The sequence below is a fragment of the Thalassobaculum salexigens DSM 19539 genome, from assembly GCF_000423805.1.
Taxonomy (GTDB): Bacteria; Pseudomonadota; Alphaproteobacteria; order Thalassobaculales; family Thalassobaculaceae; genus Thalassobaculum; species Thalassobaculum litoreum.
On record NZ_KE384093.1, the window covers coordinates 1,417,377 to 1,433,177 of the forward strand.

The following is a 15,801-nucleotide window of genomic DNA, read 5'->3' on the forward strand; positions in this document are numbered from 1 at the left end:
GAACGGGACCGAGCCCATGTTTCTGCACAGACACGCGACCGCGGCGCTGCCGCGCTACACCAGCTACCCGCCGGCCAACCGTTTCAAGGATGGCGAGGGGCGTGAGCTGTATCCCTGGTGGCTGGACGGGCTGACGCGGGCTGAGCCTCTGTCGCTGTACATTCATGTGCCGTTCTGCGCCCAGCTCTGCTGGTATTGCGGCTGCCACACCTCGGTGGCCAATGACAGCGCGCGCATCGACCGGTTCGTCGGCCATCTGCTCAAGGAGATCCTGCTGGTGTCGAGCCGCGTGCACGAGCCGGGCGAGGTCTGCTCGATCCATTTCGGCGGCGGCACCCCGACGATGATGTCGCCGCAGGCCATGGCCCGGGTGATGAGCACCCTGCGCGACGCCTTTCCGGTGCGCGGCGATGCCGAGATCGCGATGGAGATCGATCCGCGCACGCTCGACGACGCCCATGTGGAGACCATGGCGGCACTTGGCGTGACCCGGGCGAGCCTCGGGGTGCAGGATGTCGATCCCGACGTGCAGCGGGCAATCAACCGGATCCAGCCTACGGAGCTGGTCGCCGACCGCATCGCCACCCTGCGTGCCGCCGGTATCCGCAGCATCAATGCCGACCTGATGTACGGCCTGCCGGGTCAGACGGTGGACCATGTGCACCGCTCGGCGGATGCCGTCAGCGCGCTCGGCGTCGACCGGGTGGCGGTGTTCGGCTACGCCCATGTGCCGTGGTTCAAGAAGAACCAGGCCGCCATCGACGAGACCCTGCTGCCGGGGGCGCGGGAACGCTTCGAGCAGGCCGAGGCGGCGGAGGAACGGCTCGTGGCCGACGGCTATGCCGCCATCGGCATCGACCATTTCGCCCTGCCGCAGGACAGCCTGGCGGTGGCGGCGCGCGAGGGGCGCCTGCGCCGGAACTTCCAGGGCTATACGGACGACCCGGCGAAGACGCTGATCGGCTTCGGCCCGTCCTCGATCTCCGCCCTGCCGGGCGGCTACGCCCAGAACGCGCCGCATGTGAAACAGTGGAGCGAGGCGGTGGCGGCCGGCCGGCTGCCGGTCCAACGCGGGCTGGGCGTCACCCGGGAGGATCGGCTGCGCCGCTCGGTCATCGAGCGTCTGCTCTGCGACGGAGCGGTGGATCTGCGGGCGGTGGCGGCGCGTCACGACGACGAACCGACACTGCTGGTGGACGCGTTCGCGCGTCTGGCGCCGTTGATCCGGGACGGTCTGGCGACGGTCGATGGCTGGCAGGTTGCCGCCACCCCCGCCGGTCGCCGGTACTGGCGCACGATCGCCGCCTGTTTCGACCCGGAACTGGCCCCGTTCACCGGACGGCACAGCGTCGCGGTGTGACGGCGGGTGGCACGGGGGCCCGCGCCGACGGGATTTGCTTTACCCTGCCGTCATGGAGCTCACCTGGTACCGCACCCTTGTGATCGTGATCGCCCTGGCGGTCACCACCGCCGGATTGTGGTCGCGGTGGCGCTCCGGCGATCTGGTCGACACCCATCGTGACCGCGTCCTGGCGCTCTGCCCGCAGCAACTGGCCGCCGCCGGCTACGACACCGGGCCGGACGCTCTGCGCGTGGAGATGGACGCGCGCTGGGACTGGGGCCGCTTCGAGCTGCGCTCCGATCTCTTCGCCGACCGGCTGAGCCATGCCGGGGCGCGCTTCGAGGCGGTGCGGGCGAGCCTGTACCAGCCCCTGGCCGATGGCGGCGACGGCGGGAGCCGTTGCCGGCGCGCGGTGTGCATCTACTCGGTTCCCCTGGACGCGGCCATCGCCTCGGTGCGGGACGGACCCTGCGGCGGCAGCGGCGGCCATGATCTGGTCACGCCCGGCCTGAAGCCGGACATCCTGAACCAGCAATACCGCTGAATCCGCCCCCCGGGTCCCTGTCCTGCGCCCCCGGGCTTGGAAACCGCGCCGGGGCGGGGCATGCTGCACCGCGACTCCGGCCGGCTGCGGGGCCGGAACGACCATTGGACGCGCAAGACGGACAGGAACAGGGAACATCCAGGGAGAGCATGATGGGTAGGGGAATCAAGGCGCTGGCGCTGGCCGCCGGCATGACCGTCGCGGGCGCGCTCGGCGCCGCTCAGGCGGCCGAGCCGCTCAAGATCGGCATGATGGTCACGCTGTCCGGTCCGCCGGCGGTGCTCGGCAACCACATCCGCGACGGCTTCCAGCTTTTCGTCGATGAAAACGGCGGCAAACTCGGCGGACGCGACGTGGAGATGATCGTCGTCGATGACGAGCTGAAACCGGACGTCGCCCTGACCAAGGTCAAGGAACTGCTGGAGCGCGACAAGGTCGACTTCGTCGCCGGCATCGTCTTCTCCAACATCCTGCAGGCGGTGTTCCGCCCGGTGACGGAGAGCGAGACCTTCCTGATCGGCGCCAATGCCGGCACCTCGACCTTCGCCGGCCGGGGCTGCAACAAGTACTTCTTCTCGACCTCCTGGCAGAACGACCAGATCCACGAGGTCATGGGCAAATACGCCCAGGAGAAGGGCTTCAAGAAGGTCTTCCTGATGGCCCCGAACTACCAGGCCGGCAAGGACAGCATCAACGGCTTCAAGCGCTACTACGAGGGCGAGGTGGTCGACGAGGTCTACACCAAGCTCGGCAACCTGGATTTCTCGGCCGAGCTGGCGAAGATCGCCGCCGCCAAGCCGGACGCGATGTTCACCTTCATGCCGGGCGGCATGGGCGTAAACCTGGTGCGCCAGTTCAATCAGGCCGGCCTCGCCGACAGCGTGACCTTCCTGTCGGCCTTCACCGTGGACGGCACCACCCTGCCGGCGACCAAGGACGCGGCCCTCGGCCTGTTCTCGTCGTCCCAGTGGACGCCGGACATGGACAACGAAGCCAACAAGAAGTTCGTGACCGCCTACGAGGCGAAATACGACTCGGTGCCGTCGCTGTATTCCAGCCAGGGCTATGACGCCGCCCAGCTGATCGACAGCGCGGTTGCGGCGGTCGGCGGCGACTTGAGCGACAAGGACGCGGTGATCGCGGCGCTGAAGAAGGCGGATTTCGCCTCCGTGCGCGGCGATTTCAAGTTCAACAACAACCACTTCCCGATCCAGGACTTCTACCTGGTCAAGGCGGTGAAGCGCGACGACGGCGCCTATCACACCACCGTGGTCGAGAAGGTGTTCGACGATTACGGCGACGTCCACGCCAAGGACTGCCGCATGGAGTGATCGGCTGCGGCCGGATTGGGCGGGCGGAGCCTTCGGGTTCCGCCCGTTTCTGTTATTAGGGGGCTCCCGGTGAACGAGGGAGCGGGGGGACGATGACGGCGACGCTGTTCGCGGTGCAGGTGCTGAACGGATTGCAGCTCGGCGTGCTGCTGTTCCTGGTGGCGGCCGGGCTCACCCTGGTCTTCGGGGTGATGGACTTCATCAACCTGGCCCATGGCGTGCAGTACATGCTCGGCGCCTATCTCGCCGTCACCTTCTACGGCCTGACCGGCAACTTCTTCGCCACGGTCGTGCTGGCCCTAGCGGCGGCCCTGGTATTGGGGCTGGTGCTGGAGGTGCTGGTGTTCCGGCATTTCTACGACCGCGACCACCTGGACCAGGTGCTGGCGACCTTCGGCGTGATCCTGTTCCTGAACGAGGGCGTGCGGATCGTCTGGGGGGCCTCGCCGCTCAGCTATCCGGGGCCGGAGATCCTGCAGGGGGCGATCCCGGTGATGGACGGGTTCGGCTATCCGGTCTACCGCATCGCCCTGATCGTCGCCGGGCTGATCTGCGCGGCCGGCCTCTGGCTGGTGGTGGCGCGCACGAAGGTGGGCATGCTGATCCGCGCCGGCGCCGCCAACCCGGCGATGCTGTCGGCCCTGGGCGTCAACGTGCGCCAGCTCTTCATGGTGGTCTTCGGCTTCGGCGCCATGCTGGCGGGATTCGCCGGGGTGATGGCCGGCCCGATCTTCTCGGTCGAGCCGGGGATGGGCGACGGGGTGCTGATCCTCGCCTTCGTGGTCATCGTGATCGGCGGCATCGGGTCCATTCGCGGCGCCTTCCTGGCGGCCCTGCTGGTGGGCCTGGTCGACACGCTCGGCCGGTCCTTCATGACCGACATCTTCAAGCTGTTCCTGGAGCCGTCCGCCGCCAACCAGGTCGGCCCGGCGATCGCGTCGATGCTGATCTACGTGCTGATGGCCGGCGTGCTGTTCTTCCGGCCGACCGGACTGTTCCCGGCACCGGGACGCGCCTGATGCGCGACCTGCTGACACGGGAGCGGTTGATCACGGCCGCCCTGCTGATCGTCTTCGCGCTGCTGCCGCCGGTGGCCGAGGCGTTCGGCCAGGGCTACCTGACCAATGTCGCCAGCCGGGTGATGATCTACGCCATCGCCGCCCTCAGCCTCGACCTGATCCTGGGCTACGGGGCGATGGTCAGTTTCGGCCACGCCGCCTTCATCGGCATCGGCGCCTATGCGGTCGGGATCTCGGCCGAGCACAATCTGTGGGAAGGCACGCTGACCATCCCCATGGCCATGGCCGCCGCCGGGCTGTTCGCGCTGGTCACCGGGGCGATCAGCCTGCGCACCCGCGGCGTCTATTTCATCATGATCACGCTCGCCTTCGGGCAGATGGCCTACTACACGGCCTCCAGCCTGTCGGCCTATGGCGGCGACGACGGGCTGACCATCTGGGGCCGCAGCGAGGTCCTCGGCAATCCGGTGCTGGAGGACGACACCGCCCTGTATTTCTTCGTGCTGATCTGCCTCGCACTGTGCTGGTGGGTCGCGAGCCGCGTCGTCGGCAGCCGGTTCGGCCGGGTGATCGCCGGCGTGCGGGAGAACCGGGCCCGCATGTCCGCCGTCGGTTTCGATGCGTACCGTCACCAGCTCGTGGCCTATGTCCTCGCCGGCATGATGGCCGGGCTGGCCGGCGCGCTGCTGGCCAACCACGCCGAGTTCGTCAGCCCGGCCTACATGTCCTGGCAGCGTTCGGGCGACCTGATCATCATGGTCGTGCTCGGCGGCATGGGGTCGCTCTACGGCGCGGTGCTGGGCGCGGTGGCCTATCTGGCGCTGGAGGATGTGCTGGCCGGGTTCACCGAACACTGGCGGGTGATCTTCGGGCCGTTGCTGATCCTGATCGTGCTCTATGCCCGCGGCGGCCTCGCCCGTGCGTTCCGCAGGGAAGGTCCAAGCCGGGAGGGGCGCGATGGCTGACCCGATCCTTGAGCTTGCCGGCCTCAGGAAAAGTTACGGTGCGCTGACCGTCACCGATGGCGTGAACCTGACCGTGAAGTCCGGGGCCATTCATGCAATTATAGGTCCGAACGGAGCGGGTAAGACGACGCTGATCAACCAGATCGGCGGCCAGGCGGCACCCGATGCCGGCACCATCATTCTTGATGGTCGCGACATCACCGGCCTGCCGATCCACGCCCGTTCCCACCTCGGCCTCGCCCGATCGTTCCAGATCACCAACGTGCTGCCCGGCTTCTCCACCCTGGACAATGTCGCCGTCGCCGCCCAGGCCCATGCCGGGCACAGCTTCCGTTTCTTCCGGTCCGTCGCCCGCGAGACGGCGCTGACCGAGAAGGCGATGGCCTGCCTGGAGACCGTCGGCCTGGCCGACCGGGCGCTGATCCGGGCCGGCTCGCTGAGCCACGGCGAGAAGCGGGCGCTGGAGATCGCCATGGCGCTGGCGACCGAGCCGAAGCTGCTGCTGCTGGACGAGCCGATGGCTGGCACCACCCACGAGGAGACCGCGCGCCTGACCGAGACGCTGGAGGCGCTGCGCGGCCGCTTCACCATCCTGCTGGTCGAGCACGACATGGCGGCTGTCTTCGCCCTGGCCGACACGATCTCGGTGCTGGTCTATGGCCGGGTCATCGCCGAGGGCGCGCCGGACGCGATCCGGACCGATCCGGAGGTCCGCGCCGCCTATCTGGGCGAGGAGGAGATCCCATGACCGCGCCGTTGCTGGAAGTGGCCGACCTGACCGCCGGGTACGGGGCCGCGCCGGTGCTGTTCGGCATGAACCTGACGGTGCAGGCGGGCGAGGTGGTCACCCTGATGGGCCGCAACGGCATGGGCAAGACCACCACCATCCGCGCCGTGATGGGCCTGCTGCCGCCGACCGGCGGACGGGTGCTGATCGCCGGCGAGGACATGCGCGGCCGCCCGGCTCATGAGATCGCCCGCCGCGGGCTGGGCCTGGTGCCGGAGGGGCGGCAGATCTTCCCGACCCTGACGGTGGAGGAGAACCTGATCGCCACCGCCGCCAACCGGCTGGGACGCGGCGCACCGCGCTGGGGGCTGGCCGAGGTGCTGGCGCTGTTCCCGCGCCTGGGCGAGCGGCGGCGGCAGATGGGCGGCTCGCTGTCCGGCGGCGAGCAGCAGATGCTGGCGATCGGCCGGGCGCTGATGACCAACCCGCGCCTGCTGATCCTGGACGAGGCGACCGAGGGCCTGGCGCCGCTGATCCGCGAGGAGATCTGGCGGGTGCTGGCGACCCTGAAGGGGGAGGGCCAGTCGATCCTGGTTATCGACAAGAACGTCTCCGCCCTGCTGGCGCTGGCCGACCGGCACACGGTGGTGGAGAAGGGTCATGTGGTCTGGGAAGGCGACACCGCCGCCTTCCGCGCCGACGGAGCGGTGATCGAGACGTATCTGCACGTGTGAGACGGGAACGCTACGGCCCAGCGTCGCTCCTTCCCGACTGCGCCGGGATCTCTACTCTCCCGGTGCCCGGACAGTCGGCGTGGATGCCCCGGTAAGCCTGTCCGGAAGCAGCCAAGCGATCGCCAGGAATGCCAGGCCGGCCGCGAGACCGATCCACTCTCCCGGCACGCCGATCAGCGAGGGATAGTCGGTCCCGGCGATCGGCCCGAGGGTGGTTTTGCCGCCGGCGATATTCTCCAGAATGCCTGTGGTCTCGACCCAGGCGAAACTCAGCATGTAGGCCGCGGCTCCCAGCAGACCGCCCAGGATGAACCACAGGGCGTCCCACCGCCCGGTTGCCGCGGCGGTGAGGCCGGTTCCCGGGCAGTAGCCGGCGACGGCGAAGCCGACCCCGAGCAGCAGCCCTCCGATAAACACCCCGAGATAGGCGGCCTTGATCGAGACATGGCCGGGATCCACTAGGCCGACGAGCAGGCCGGCGAACATCAGGATCGAGGCCGTTCCGATGCCACTTAGAATGGTCTTCATCAGATGAAGGTCCGAAAGGTTCAGCATTCGGATGATATAGCCGGGGTTGGTCGCGCCGACCCGGTCGAGAACGAAACCGAAGGCGCCGCCAATGGCGATGGCGAGAACGATCTCCATGTCAGCTCTCCTTGCGGAATAGAGCGAGGGCGGTCGGGATGCCGGCGAGGAAGGCGCCGGCGGCGAAGATGTAGCCGGACAGAGCGGTCTGCATCATGCCGCTCATCATGTGGCCGGACGTGCAGCCGCCGGCCAGACGGGAGCCATACAGGACCACGAAGCCGGCGATCAGGGCGGCAGCGTAGCGCTTGACCGGCGAGTCGCCGAAATTCGCCCGCCAGACCGCCGGCATGTCGCGCTCGTTCGGCGACAGGCCGCCGCGCAGACGCGACGACAGAAATGCTCCCGCCATCATCGCCAGGACAAAGACAAAGCCGTAGTTCAGCGGATTGGCGACATCCTCGGCGTAGCTGCCGCCGCTCTTGTTCAGATAGGCGTTGGGGCTGCTGTATCCGCTCTTTGCGTCCGGGGAGTCCACGACCACGTCCGGATCGACCGCATCCCATAGGATGCCGTCGAAGATGACGAATTGCGTAGATACGCCGATGGGCGATACCGAAAGCACGGCAGCGAAGAACACGGCACCGAGCAGAAGGCCTCCGGTCCTCCAGGGCAGGATATAGGACATGCAAACCTCGTTGCAGCGGCCGGGTGGTCCGACCTGATGGGGCAATGCCACACCGTGATCGTCGCCCGGATGAGTGCTCCATTTCATTGATCTGAATCAAGATTTTACCCTTTTTGAGCGCAACGATACCGGCCTGCCATTGCCGTCCTCCCCCGCCATGGTATGGCGGCAAAACTGTCGCGGTGATGAAACGCCGCATGGACCCTGCCGGCTTGCCGCACTAGCTCTTCGGTGCGACGAGGGGGATCACAGCGGGCCTTAGGGCCGGCGACAACCATCGAGGAGTGCGGGGCATGGACCTGCCGCTCGCCATCGATCTGGCCCGGTTTCAGTTCGCCTTCACGGTGTCGTTCCACATCGTCTTCCCGGCGTTCTCCATCGGCCTGGCCTCCTATCTCGCGGTTCTGGAGGGCCTGTGGCTGGCGACCGGCCGGCAGGTCTATATCGACACCTTCCAGTACTGGCTGAAGATCTTCGCCGTGGCCTTCGGCATGGGCGTCGTGTCGGGCATCGTCATGAGCTACCAGTTCGGCACCAACTGGAGCGTATTCTCCGACAAGACCGGCCCGGTGCTCGGCCCGCTGATGGGCTATGAGGTGCTGTCGGCCTTCTTCCTGGAGGCCGGTTTCCTCGGGATCATGCTGTTCGGGCTGAAGCGGGTCGGCAAGAAGCTGCACTTCGCCGCCACCCTGATGGTGGCGATCGGCACCTTCATCTCCGCCTTCTGGATCCTCAGCGTGAACAGCTGGATGCACACGCCGGCGGGCTACGCCATCAACGATGTGGGCCAGTTCGTGCCGGCCGACTGGTGGGCGGTGGTGTTCAACCCATCCTTCCCGTACCGGCTCGTTCACATGGTTCTGGCGGCCTATCTGACCACGGCCTTCGTGGTCGGCGCGGTGGGCGCTCTGCACCTGCTGCGCAACCGGGACAACCGGCCGGCCAGGCTGATGTTCTCCATGGCCATGTGGATGGCGGCCGTGGTGGCGCCGATCCAGATCGTCGCCGGCGACCTGCACGGGCTGAACACGTTGGAGCACCAGCCGGCCAAGGTCGCCGCCATGGAAGGCCATTTCGAGTCCCAGGAGGGCGCGCCGCTCTACCTGTTCGGCTGGCCCGACATGGAGGCGGAGGAGACCAAATACGCGATCGGCATTCCCAAGCTCGGCAGCCTGATCCTCACCCATGATCTCGACGGGGCGGTCCAGGGGCTGAAGGACTGGCCGCGCGAGGACCGGCCCAACGCCACGGTGCTGTTCTGGACCTTCCGGCTGATGGTGGCGATCGGCTTCGCCATGGTCGGCATCGGCCTGTGGGCGCTGTGGCGGCGCTGGCGCGGGACGCTGTACGAACCCGACCTGCTGCACCGTCTGGCGATCGTCATGGGGCCGTCCGGTTTTGTCGCCGTGCTCGCCGGCTGGGTGACCACCGAGATGGGGCGCCAGCCCTGGACGGTCTACGGTCTGCTGCGCACGGCGGACTCCGCCTCGCCGATGGACGTGCCGGCGGTGGCGACGTCTTTGATCGCCTTCATCGTGGTGTACTTCCTGGTGTTCGGCGCCGGCGTCTACTACGTGCTGCGGTCGATGAACGCCGCACCGCATGACAATGAGCCGGGGCTGAACGAGGACGAACCGGTCCGTGCCGCCGGCATGGCCCAGGCCGGCGCGGCCGGTCCCGGCGCCCCGGGGGAGGAGTGAGCGTCATGGAGATGGATCTCGCCCTGATCTGGGCCCTGCTGATCGCCACCGCCGTCCTGCTCTATGTGGTCCTGGACGGGTTCGACCTCGGCATCGGCCTGGTCTTCCCGTTCCTGTCGGACGAGGGCGAGCGGGACGTGGCCATGAACACCGTCGCCCCGGTCTGGGACGGTAACGAGACCTGGCTGGTGCTCGGCGGCGGCGGGCTGTTCGCCGTCTTCCCGCTGGCCTATGCGGTGCTGATGCCGGCGGTCTACGCGCCGGTGACGGCCATGCTGCTCGGCCTGGTGTTCCGCGGCGTGGCCTTCGAGTTCCGCTGGAAGACGGTGCGCTGGAAGCGGGTGTGGGACTGGTCCTTCACCCTCGGCTCGCTGGTCGCCGCCCTGTCCCAGGGCATCATCCTGGGCGCCCTGGTGCAGGGGATCGAGGTCGAGAACCGCGCCTATGCCGGCGGCTGGTGGGACTGGCTCACGCCGTTCAGCCTGCTCTGCGGCGTTGCGGTGGCGATCGGATACGCGCTGCTCGGCGCGACCTGGCTGGTGATGAAGACCGAGGACGGGGTGCGGGATCACGGCTTCCGCATCGCCTGGCCGGCGGCGATCGGGACGGTCGTCATGGTCGGCGCGGTCAGCCTGTGGACGCCGTTCCTGGACCCCGTTTACATGGAGCGCTGGTTCTCGCTGCCCTGGCTGCTCTGGGCGGCGCCGGTGCCGGTGCTGACCGGCCTGACGGTGCTGAGCCTGGGCTGGGGGCTGCTGCGGCGGCGCGACTACCAGCCGTTCATCTCGGCGCAGATCCTGTTCGTGCTGTGTTTCGTCGGGCTCGGTATCAGCTTCTACCCGAACATCGTGCCGCCCTCGGTGTCGATCTGGGACGCCGCCGCACCGGACGAGAGCCTCGGCTTCCTGCTGGTCGGCACCGCCGTGTTGCTGCCCATCATCCTGGCCTACACGATCTACGCCTACAGTGTGTTCCGCGGAAAGGTCCGGGCGGGAGAGGGCTACCATTGAGCGGCGGCAAGTACGGTCCCCGTGACGGCAGCCGGCTGCGGCGGCTGGCCTGGTTCGTCGGCCTGTGGCTGGCCGGCGTGGTGACCGTCGGCGTGGTCGGGCTGATCATCAAGCTGGTGCTGGCGCCCTAGGACGGCAGCGCCTATACCGGATGTCGGGTTCAATTTGTAAAGACAAATGTCGTGGCGGATACGCCGATCTATCAGCTTGTGAAGGACGCGCTGCGGGCGAAGATCGAGTCCGGCGCGCTGCTGGCCGGCGATATGGTGCCCGGCGAGGAGCAGATTGCCGCCGACTTCAACTGCTCGCGTCTGACCGCCCATCGCGCCCTGCGGGAGCTGGCGGACGAGGGGCTGGTGGTGCGCCGACGCCGGGCCGGCACCCAGGTCGCGCCCCGGGACGGTGGTGGCGTGCTGATCCGCATCCCCTCGGTACGCGAGGAGATCGAGGGGCGCGGCTTCGCCTATCGCTACGAGCTGCTGACCCGGCGCCAAGCCGCTCCGGCCGCGGTCATCGCCGAGGCGCTCGGCGCGGCGAAGGGCGAGCGGCACCTGAACGTCGTGGGGCGCCACTGGGCCGACGGCCGGGTGTTCCAGCACGACACCCGCTGGATCAATCTGGCGCAGGTGCCGGCGGCGCTGGACGTGGATTTCTCGGAAGTCAGCGCCAATCATTGGCTGCTGGAGAACGTGCCCTATACCGGCGTCGACCACGAGATCTCCGCCCTCGCCGCCGATGGTCGGGCGGCCGAGGCGTTGGAGGTCTCGGCGGGGACGGCGCTGCTGCGGATCGAGCGTGTGTCGCGGCTCGGCGACCGGCCGATCACCCATGCCTCGATGCTGCACCCGGGCGCGCTGTTCTCGCTGAAGTCGGAGCGACGGTAGGGGCTCGGGACATACCCCTCCCGTCATCCTGACGGGCGAGTGGCCGGATCTTCCTCCCGACGTCCCGGGCTAATCCCCCAGAATCCCTGGGAGCCGAAGCTGATGCTCGCGCGCGCACTCGACCGCGATCTCGTAGCCCGCGTCGGCGTGGCGCATCACGCCGCTGGCCGGGTCGTTCCACAGAACGCGCTCCAGCCGCCTGTCGGCCGCCTCGGTGCCGTCGCAGCAGATCACCATGCCGGCATGCTGGCTGAAGCCGATGCCGACCCCGCCGCCATGGTGCAGGCTGACCCAGGTCGCTCCCGAGGCGGTATTGAGCAACGCGTTCAGCAGCGGCCAGTCGGAGACCGCGTCGCTGCCGTCCTTCATCGACTCGGTTTCCCGGTTCGGGCTGGCGACGGAGCCGCTGTCCAGGTGGTCGCGGCCGATCACCACCGGCGCTTTCAGCTCGCCGCTGCGCACCATCGCGTTGAAGGCGAGGCCGAGCTTGTGGCGGACCCCCAGCCCGACCCAGCAGATGCGGGCGGGCAGGCCCTGGAAGCTGATCCGCTCGCGGGCCATGTCCAGCCACTGGTGCAGGTGCGGATCGTCGGTCAGCTCCTTCACCTTGGCGTCGGTCTTGTAGATGTCCTCCGGATCGCCGGACAGCGCGCACCAGCGGAACGGGCCGATGCCGCGGCAGAACAGCGGGCGGATATAGGCAGGCACGAAGCCGGGGAAGGCGAAGGCGTTCTCCAGCCCTTCCTCCAGCGCCACCTGCCGGATGTTGTTGCCGTAGTCGAGGGTCGGCACCCCGGCGTTCCAGAAGTCGACCATCGCCGCCACATGCTCCTTCATGGAGGCGCGGGCGGCCTTCTCGACTTCCTTCGGCGCGGTCTCGCGCTTGTCGCGCCACTCGGCGACGGACCAGCCCTTGGGCAGGTAGCCGTTGATCGGATCATGGGCGCTGGTCTGGTCGGTGACGATGTCGGGCCGCACGCCGCGCCGCACCAGCTCCGGGAACACGTCGGCGGCGTTGCCGATCAGGGCGACGGACTTGGCCTCTCCGGCTTTGGTCCAGTGCTCGATCATCGCCAGGGCGTCGTCCAGCGAGTGGGTCTTCTCGTCCACATATCCGGTGCGCAGGCGGAAATCGGCGCGGGTCTCGTCGCATTCGACGGCAAGGCAGCAGGCGCCGGCGAAGACCGCGGCCAGGGGCTGCGCGCCGCCCATGCCGCCGAGCCCGGCGGTCAGGATCCAGCGGCCCTTCAGCGAGCCGCCGTAATGCTGGCGTCCGGCCTCCACGAAGGTCTCGTAGGTGCCCTGCACGATCCCCTGGCTGCCGATATAGATCCAGGAGCCGGCCGTCATCTGGCCGTACATCATCAGCCCCTTGCGATCGAGCTCGTTGAAGTGATCCCAGGTCGCCCAGTGCGGAACGATGTTCGAGTTGGCGATCAGCACGCGCGGCGCGTCGACATGGGTGCGGAAGATGCCGACCGGCTTGCCCGACTGCACCAGCAGGGTCTCGTCGTCCTCCAGGCTCTTCAGGCTGGCGACGATGCGGTCGAAATCCTCCCAGGTGCGCGCCGCCCGGCCGATGCCGCCATAGACCACCAACTCGTGCGGGTTCTCGGCCACGTCGGGATGCAGGTTGTTCATCAGCATCCGCATCGGCGCTTCGGTCAGCCAGGACTTGGCGGTGATCTCGGTGCCGGTGGCGGGATAGACGTCGCGGATGTTGTGGCGGGCGTTGGTCATGGCAGCACCTCCAAGGTCGGGTGAGGGCGGTTCAGGTGACGGGAAGATCGACGGCGTCGGTCAGGATGCCGTCCGCAACCAGGGCGGCGGCGGCCTCGATATCGGGGGCCAGCATGCGGTCCTCGACGATGGCGGGGATGGTCGCGCGTACCCGCTTCATCACCGCCGCCAGCGCCGGGCTGGTCGTCAGCGGCGCGCGGAACTCGATGCCCTGGGCGGCGCACATCAGTTCGACGCCGAGGATGACGTTCAGGTTGGCGTTCATCTTGGCCAGCCGCCGGGCGCCATGGGCGGCCATGCTGACATGGTCCTCCTGATTGGCGGAGGTCGGCGTGGAATCCGTGGTGCACGGATTGGCCATGTGCTTGTTCTCGCTCATCAGCGCAGCCGTCGTGACCTCGGCGATCATCAGGCCGGAGTTCAACCCCGGGTCCGGGGTGAGGAACGGCGGCAGGTCGAAGCTCAGGGTCGGGTCCACCATCAGCGCCACCCTGCGCTGGGCGATGGCGCCGATCTCGGCGACGGCCAGCGCGATCTGGTCGGCGGCGAAACCCACCGGCTCGGCGTGGAAGTTGCCGCCGGACACGATCAGCCCTTCCTCCACCAGTACAAGCGGGTTGTCGGTGACCGCGTTGGCCTCGATCTGCAGCGTACCGCCGGCGAAGCGCAGCAGATCGACCGCTGCCCCGGTCACCTGGGCCTGACAGCGGATGCAGTAGGGGTCCTGGACGCGGGTGTCGCCTTCGCGATGGCTCTCGCGGATCTCGCTGCCGGCCATCAGGAAGGCCTGGGCGCGGGCGACGTCGATCTGGCCGCGATGGCCGCGCAGCGTATGGATCGCGTCCACCAGCGGGGCGGTGGAGCCCATGATCGCATCGGTGGACAGGGACGACGAGACGATTGCGGCGCGGGCGTTGCGCCAGGCCCGGAACAGGCCGGTGAGGGCCAGGGCGGTGGAGAACTGGGTGCCGTTGATCAGCGCCAGGCCTTCCTTCGGTCCCAGCACGATGGGGGCGAGCCCGGCCCGCTTCAGGGCCTCGGCGGCGGGGAGGGTCTCGCCTTTATAGATGGCGGTTCCTTCGCCGATCATCGCGGCGGCCATGTGGGCCAGCGGGGCGAGGTCGCCGGACGCGCCGACGGAGCCCTGGTCGGGCACGACGGGCAGGACGCCGGCGTTCAGCATGTCCTGGATGAGCTGCACGGTACTCCATGGCACGCCGGAGGCGCCGCGGCCGAGCGACAGCAGCTTCAGCGCCATCATCAGACGGGTGGTGGCCGCATCCAGCGTGTCGCCGACGCCGCAGCAATGGCTGAGGATCAGGTTGCGCTGCAGGGTGGCGGTGTCCGAGGGCTTGATCTTGACCGTCGCCAGCTTGCCGAAGCCGGTGTTCACGCCATAGACGGCGGCATCCTCCGACGCCGCCTTGCGGACCAGCGCGGCGGCGGCCTCAACGCCGGGTCGGGCGGCGGGGTCGAGGGTGAGGGCCGCGTCGCTGCGCCAGATCCGCTCCAGCGTGTCGAGGGTGGCCTCTCCGGGAACCAGCGTGATGCTCATGACCTGCCTCCAGCGCTCACGGGTGCGTCGTAAGAGGAGAATACGGTCGTTCGGCTATTATGTATATACAAATAAGACGCCGTCGGAGGGATGGGGCGGGGTCACGCTGTTCCTCCCCTTACTCCCCGGAACAAGTTCGGGGAGTAAGGGGGGAGAGGTGGGAGAGGGGCCAGTGGGTTACCCCACCTTCATGTGATGTCCGCCATCGACCGGCAGGCACACCCCGTTGATGTACTTCGCCTCGTCGCTGGCGAGGAACAGGGCGGCGTGCGCCACATCCCAGGCGTCGCCCATCTTGCCGGTGGGAGACTTCGCGTCCCGCTCGCGGATCATCGCGTCGATATCGGCATATTGCCCGGCGATCTGGGTGCGGATCAGCGGGGTGTCCATCAGCCCCGGCATCACCACGTTCGCCCGGATGCCCTGGGCCGCGTATTGCAGGGCGAGGCCGACCGTGAGCTGATTCAGCCCGCCCTTGGACGCGTAGTAGCTGGCATAGGGATAGCCCACATATCGGAAGCCGGCGATCGAGGAGACGTTGACGATCGCGCCCCGGCCGGCCTCCAGCATATGCGGCAGCACGTGTTTGCAGGCGAGGAACACGCCGGTGAGGTTCACGTCCATCACCCGATGCCAGTCGTCCTCCGACAGTTCCACCGGCCCGCCCATCTTGGCGATGCCGACATTGTTGTGGAGGATGTCGATCCCGCCCCAGTGCTCGACCATCCGGCTCACGACGCCGGCGACCTGATCGGAGTCGGTGACGTCGCAGGTCTCGGCCACCGCCGCGCCGCCTTCGCCTTCGATGATGGCCGCCGTCTCTTGCGCCGCCGCGCCGTTCACGTCGGCGCAGACGACCTTGGCCCCCTCGCGGGCGAACAGCACCGCCGTCGCCTTGCCGTTGCCCCAGCCCGGACCGGACGACCCGGCCCCCATCACCAGCGCGCGTTTACCCGTCAGCCTGCCGGCCATTGAATTCCTCCCTCTGATGCGGCACCGCCGCTTCTCTGCGGCGTGTTGGTCCGTTGCGTTGCACA

The 15,801-nt window shown here is 68.2% G+C and carries 16 protein-coding genes; 11 read left to right on the top strand and 5 right to left on the bottom strand.

What is annotated here, in order from left to right; all coding sequences use genetic code 11:
- Positions 1–16 precede the first annotated feature (16 nt).
- From hemN to G578_RS0111045, 7 genes are all read left to right on the top strand, one after another.
- Positions 17–1,360 (top strand): oxygen-independent coproporphyrinogen III oxidase, encoded by a 1,344-nt coding sequence (gene hemN, locus G578_RS0111015; protein ID WP_038014001.1) that lies wholly within the window; start codon positions 17–19, stop codon positions 1,358–1,360.
- Between the two features lie 52 nt (positions 1,361–1,412).
- Entirely contained in the window at positions 1,413–1,886 is a 474-nt protein-coding gene (locus tag G578_RS0111020) for a hypothetical protein (protein ID WP_028794285.1), read from the top strand.
- A 152-nt stretch (positions 1,887–2,038) separates the two neighbouring features.
- Positions 2,039–3,217, top strand: coding sequence for an ABC transporter substrate-binding protein (locus G578_RS0111025; RefSeq protein WP_093151646.1), 1,179 nt, complete (start codon positions 2,039–2,041; stop codon positions 3,215–3,217).
- Positions 3,218–3,309: 92 nt separating this feature from the next.
- Positions 3,310–4,236: a branched-chain amino acid ABC transporter permease gene (locus G578_RS0111030; protein WP_028794287.1), complete on the top strand. Its 927-nt coding sequence runs from the start codon at positions 3,310–3,312 to the stop codon at positions 4,234–4,236.
- Positions 4,236–5,201: a branched-chain amino acid ABC transporter permease gene (locus tag G578_RS0111035; protein WP_028794288.1), complete on the top strand. Its 966-nt coding sequence runs from the start codon at positions 4,236–4,238 to the stop codon at positions 5,199–5,201. The genes G578_RS0111030 and G578_RS0111035 overlap by 1 nt, the downstream gene beginning before the upstream one ends.
- A complete protein-coding gene (locus G578_RS0111040) occupies positions 5,194–5,949 on the top strand; it encodes an ABC transporter ATP-binding protein (protein ID WP_028794289.1) in 756 nt (251 codons plus the stop codon). The genes G578_RS0111035 and G578_RS0111040 overlap by 8 nt, the downstream gene beginning before the upstream one ends.
- On the top strand, positions 5,946–6,662 hold the full coding sequence (locus tag G578_RS0111045) for an ABC transporter ATP-binding protein (protein WP_245565595.1): 717 nt from the start codon (positions 5,946–5,948) through the stop codon (positions 6,660–6,662). The genes G578_RS0111040 and G578_RS0111045 overlap by 4 nt, the downstream gene beginning before the upstream one ends.
- Positions 6,663–6,713: 51 nt before the next feature.
- Here G578_RS0111045 and G578_RS0111050 read toward each other — a convergent pair whose 3' ends face one another.
- Together G578_RS0111050 and G578_RS0111055 are read right to left on the bottom strand one after the other, a co-directional pair.
- Positions 6,714–7,307 carry a YeeE/YedE thiosulfate transporter family protein gene (locus tag G578_RS0111050; protein ID WP_028794291.1) on the bottom strand — a complete coding sequence of 198 codons (594 nt, stop codon included), beginning with the start codon at positions 7,305–7,307 and terminating at the stop codon, positions 6,714–6,716.
- A 1-nt stretch (position 7,308) separates the two neighbouring features.
- On the bottom strand, positions 7,309–7,875 hold the full coding sequence (locus tag G578_RS0111055) for a YeeE/YedE thiosulfate transporter family protein (protein ID WP_038014005.1): 567 nt from the start codon (positions 7,873–7,875) through the stop codon (positions 7,309–7,311).
- 293 nt (positions 7,876–8,168) lie between these two features.
- On the opposite strand from G578_RS0111055, the gene G578_RS0111060 reads away from it, so the two are divergent.
- The 4 genes from G578_RS0111060 to G578_RS25845 are packed head-to-tail and all read left to right on the top strand — an operon-like array spanning position 8,169 to position 11,469.
- The gene (locus G578_RS0111060; protein ID WP_028794293.1) at positions 8,169–9,575 is read left to right on the top strand and encodes a cytochrome ubiquinol oxidase subunit I; all 1,407 of its coding nucleotides are present in this window, start codon (positions 8,169–8,171) and stop codon (positions 9,573–9,575) included.
- 5 nt (positions 9,576–9,580) lie between these two features.
- A complete protein-coding gene (cydB, locus tag G578_RS0111065; RefSeq protein ID WP_028794294.1) occupies positions 9,581–10,585 on the top strand; it encodes a cytochrome d ubiquinol oxidase subunit II in 1,005 nt (334 codons plus the stop codon).
- Positions 10,582–10,716, top strand: coding sequence for a DUF2474 domain-containing protein (locus G578_RS30015; RefSeq protein ID WP_211228889.1), 135 nt, complete (start codon positions 10,582–10,584; stop codon positions 10,714–10,716). Before cydB ends, G578_RS30015 begins: the two co-directional genes overlap by 4 nt.
- A gap of 51 nt (positions 10,717–10,767) precedes the next feature.
- Positions 10,768–11,469, top strand: a complete 702-nt coding sequence (locus tag G578_RS25845) for a histidine utilization transcriptional repressor HutC (RefSeq protein ID WP_051244600.1) — start codon at positions 10,768–10,770, stop codon at positions 11,467–11,469.
- Positions 11,470–11,538: 69 nt separating this feature from the next.
- On the opposite strand, the gene hutU is transcribed toward G578_RS25845, so the two are convergent.
- The 3 genes from hutU to G578_RS0111090 all read right to left on the bottom strand — a co-directional run bounded on the left by hutU (position 11,539) and on the right by G578_RS0111090 (position 15,736).
- Positions 11,539–13,209, bottom strand: coding sequence for a urocanate hydratase (gene hutU, locus G578_RS0111080; RefSeq protein WP_028794295.1), 1,671 nt, complete (start codon positions 13,207–13,209; stop codon positions 11,539–11,541).
- A gap of 31 nt (positions 13,210–13,240) precedes the next feature.
- Positions 13,241–14,764 (bottom strand): histidine ammonia-lyase, encoded by a 1,524-nt coding sequence (gene hutH, locus G578_RS0111085; RefSeq protein ID WP_028794296.1) that lies wholly within the window; start codon positions 14,762–14,764, stop codon positions 13,241–13,243.
- Between the two features lie 177 nt (positions 14,765–14,941).
- A complete protein-coding gene (locus G578_RS0111090; RefSeq protein ID WP_028794297.1) occupies positions 14,942–15,736 on the bottom strand; it encodes an SDR family NAD(P)-dependent oxidoreductase in 795 nt (264 codons plus the stop codon).
- Positions 15,737–15,801: the final 65 nt, after the last annotated feature.

Coding starts and splice junctions, on each gene's coding strand:
- G578_RS0111025 (WP_093151646.1), top strand. CDS start 2,039: ATGGGTAGGGGAATCAAGGCGCTGGCGCTGGCCGCCGGCATGACCGTC.
- G578_RS0111050 (WP_028794291.1), bottom strand. CDS start 7,307: ATGGAGATCGTTCTCGCCATCGCCATTGGCGGCGCCTTCGGTTTCGTT.
- G578_RS0111060 (WP_028794293.1), top strand. CDS start 8,169: ATGGACCTGCCGCTCGCCATCGATCTGGCCCGGTTTCAGTTCGCCTTC.
- G578_RS0111045 (WP_245565595.1), top strand. CDS start 5,946: ATGACCGCGCCGTTGCTGGAAGTGGCCGACCTGACCGCCGGGTACGGG.
- G578_RS0111040 (WP_028794289.1), top strand. CDS start 5,194: ATGGCTGACCCGATCCTTGAGCTTGCCGGCCTCAGGAAAAGTTACGGT.
- G578_RS0111035 (WP_028794288.1), top strand. CDS start 4,236: ATGCGCGACCTGCTGACACGGGAGCGGTTGATCACGGCCGCCCTGCTG.
- G578_RS0111090 (WP_028794297.1), bottom strand. CDS start 15,736: ATGGCCGGCAGGCTGACGGGTAAACGCGCGCTGGTGATGGGGGCCGGG.
- G578_RS0111055 (WP_038014005.1), bottom strand. CDS start 7,875: ATGTCCTATATCCTGCCCTGGAGGACCGGAGGCCTTCTGCTCGGTGCC.
- hutU (WP_028794295.1), bottom strand. CDS start 13,209: ATGACCAACGCCCGCCACAACATCCGCGACGTCTATCCCGCCACCGGC.
- G578_RS0111020 (WP_028794285.1), top strand. CDS start 1,413: ATGGAGCTCACCTGGTACCGCACCCTTGTGATCGTGATCGCCCTGGCG.
- hemN (WP_038014001.1), top strand. CDS start 17: ATGTTTCTGCACAGACACGCGACCGCGGCGCTGCCGCGCTACACCAGC.
- hutH (WP_028794296.1), bottom strand. CDS start 14,764: ATGAGCATCACGCTGGTTCCCGGAGAGGCCACCCTCGACACGCTGGAG.
- G578_RS0111030 (WP_028794287.1), top strand. CDS start 3,310: ATGACGGCGACGCTGTTCGCGGTGCAGGTGCTGAACGGATTGCAGCTC.
- cydB (WP_028794294.1), top strand. CDS start 9,581: ATGGAGATGGATCTCGCCCTGATCTGGGCCCTGCTGATCGCCACCGCC.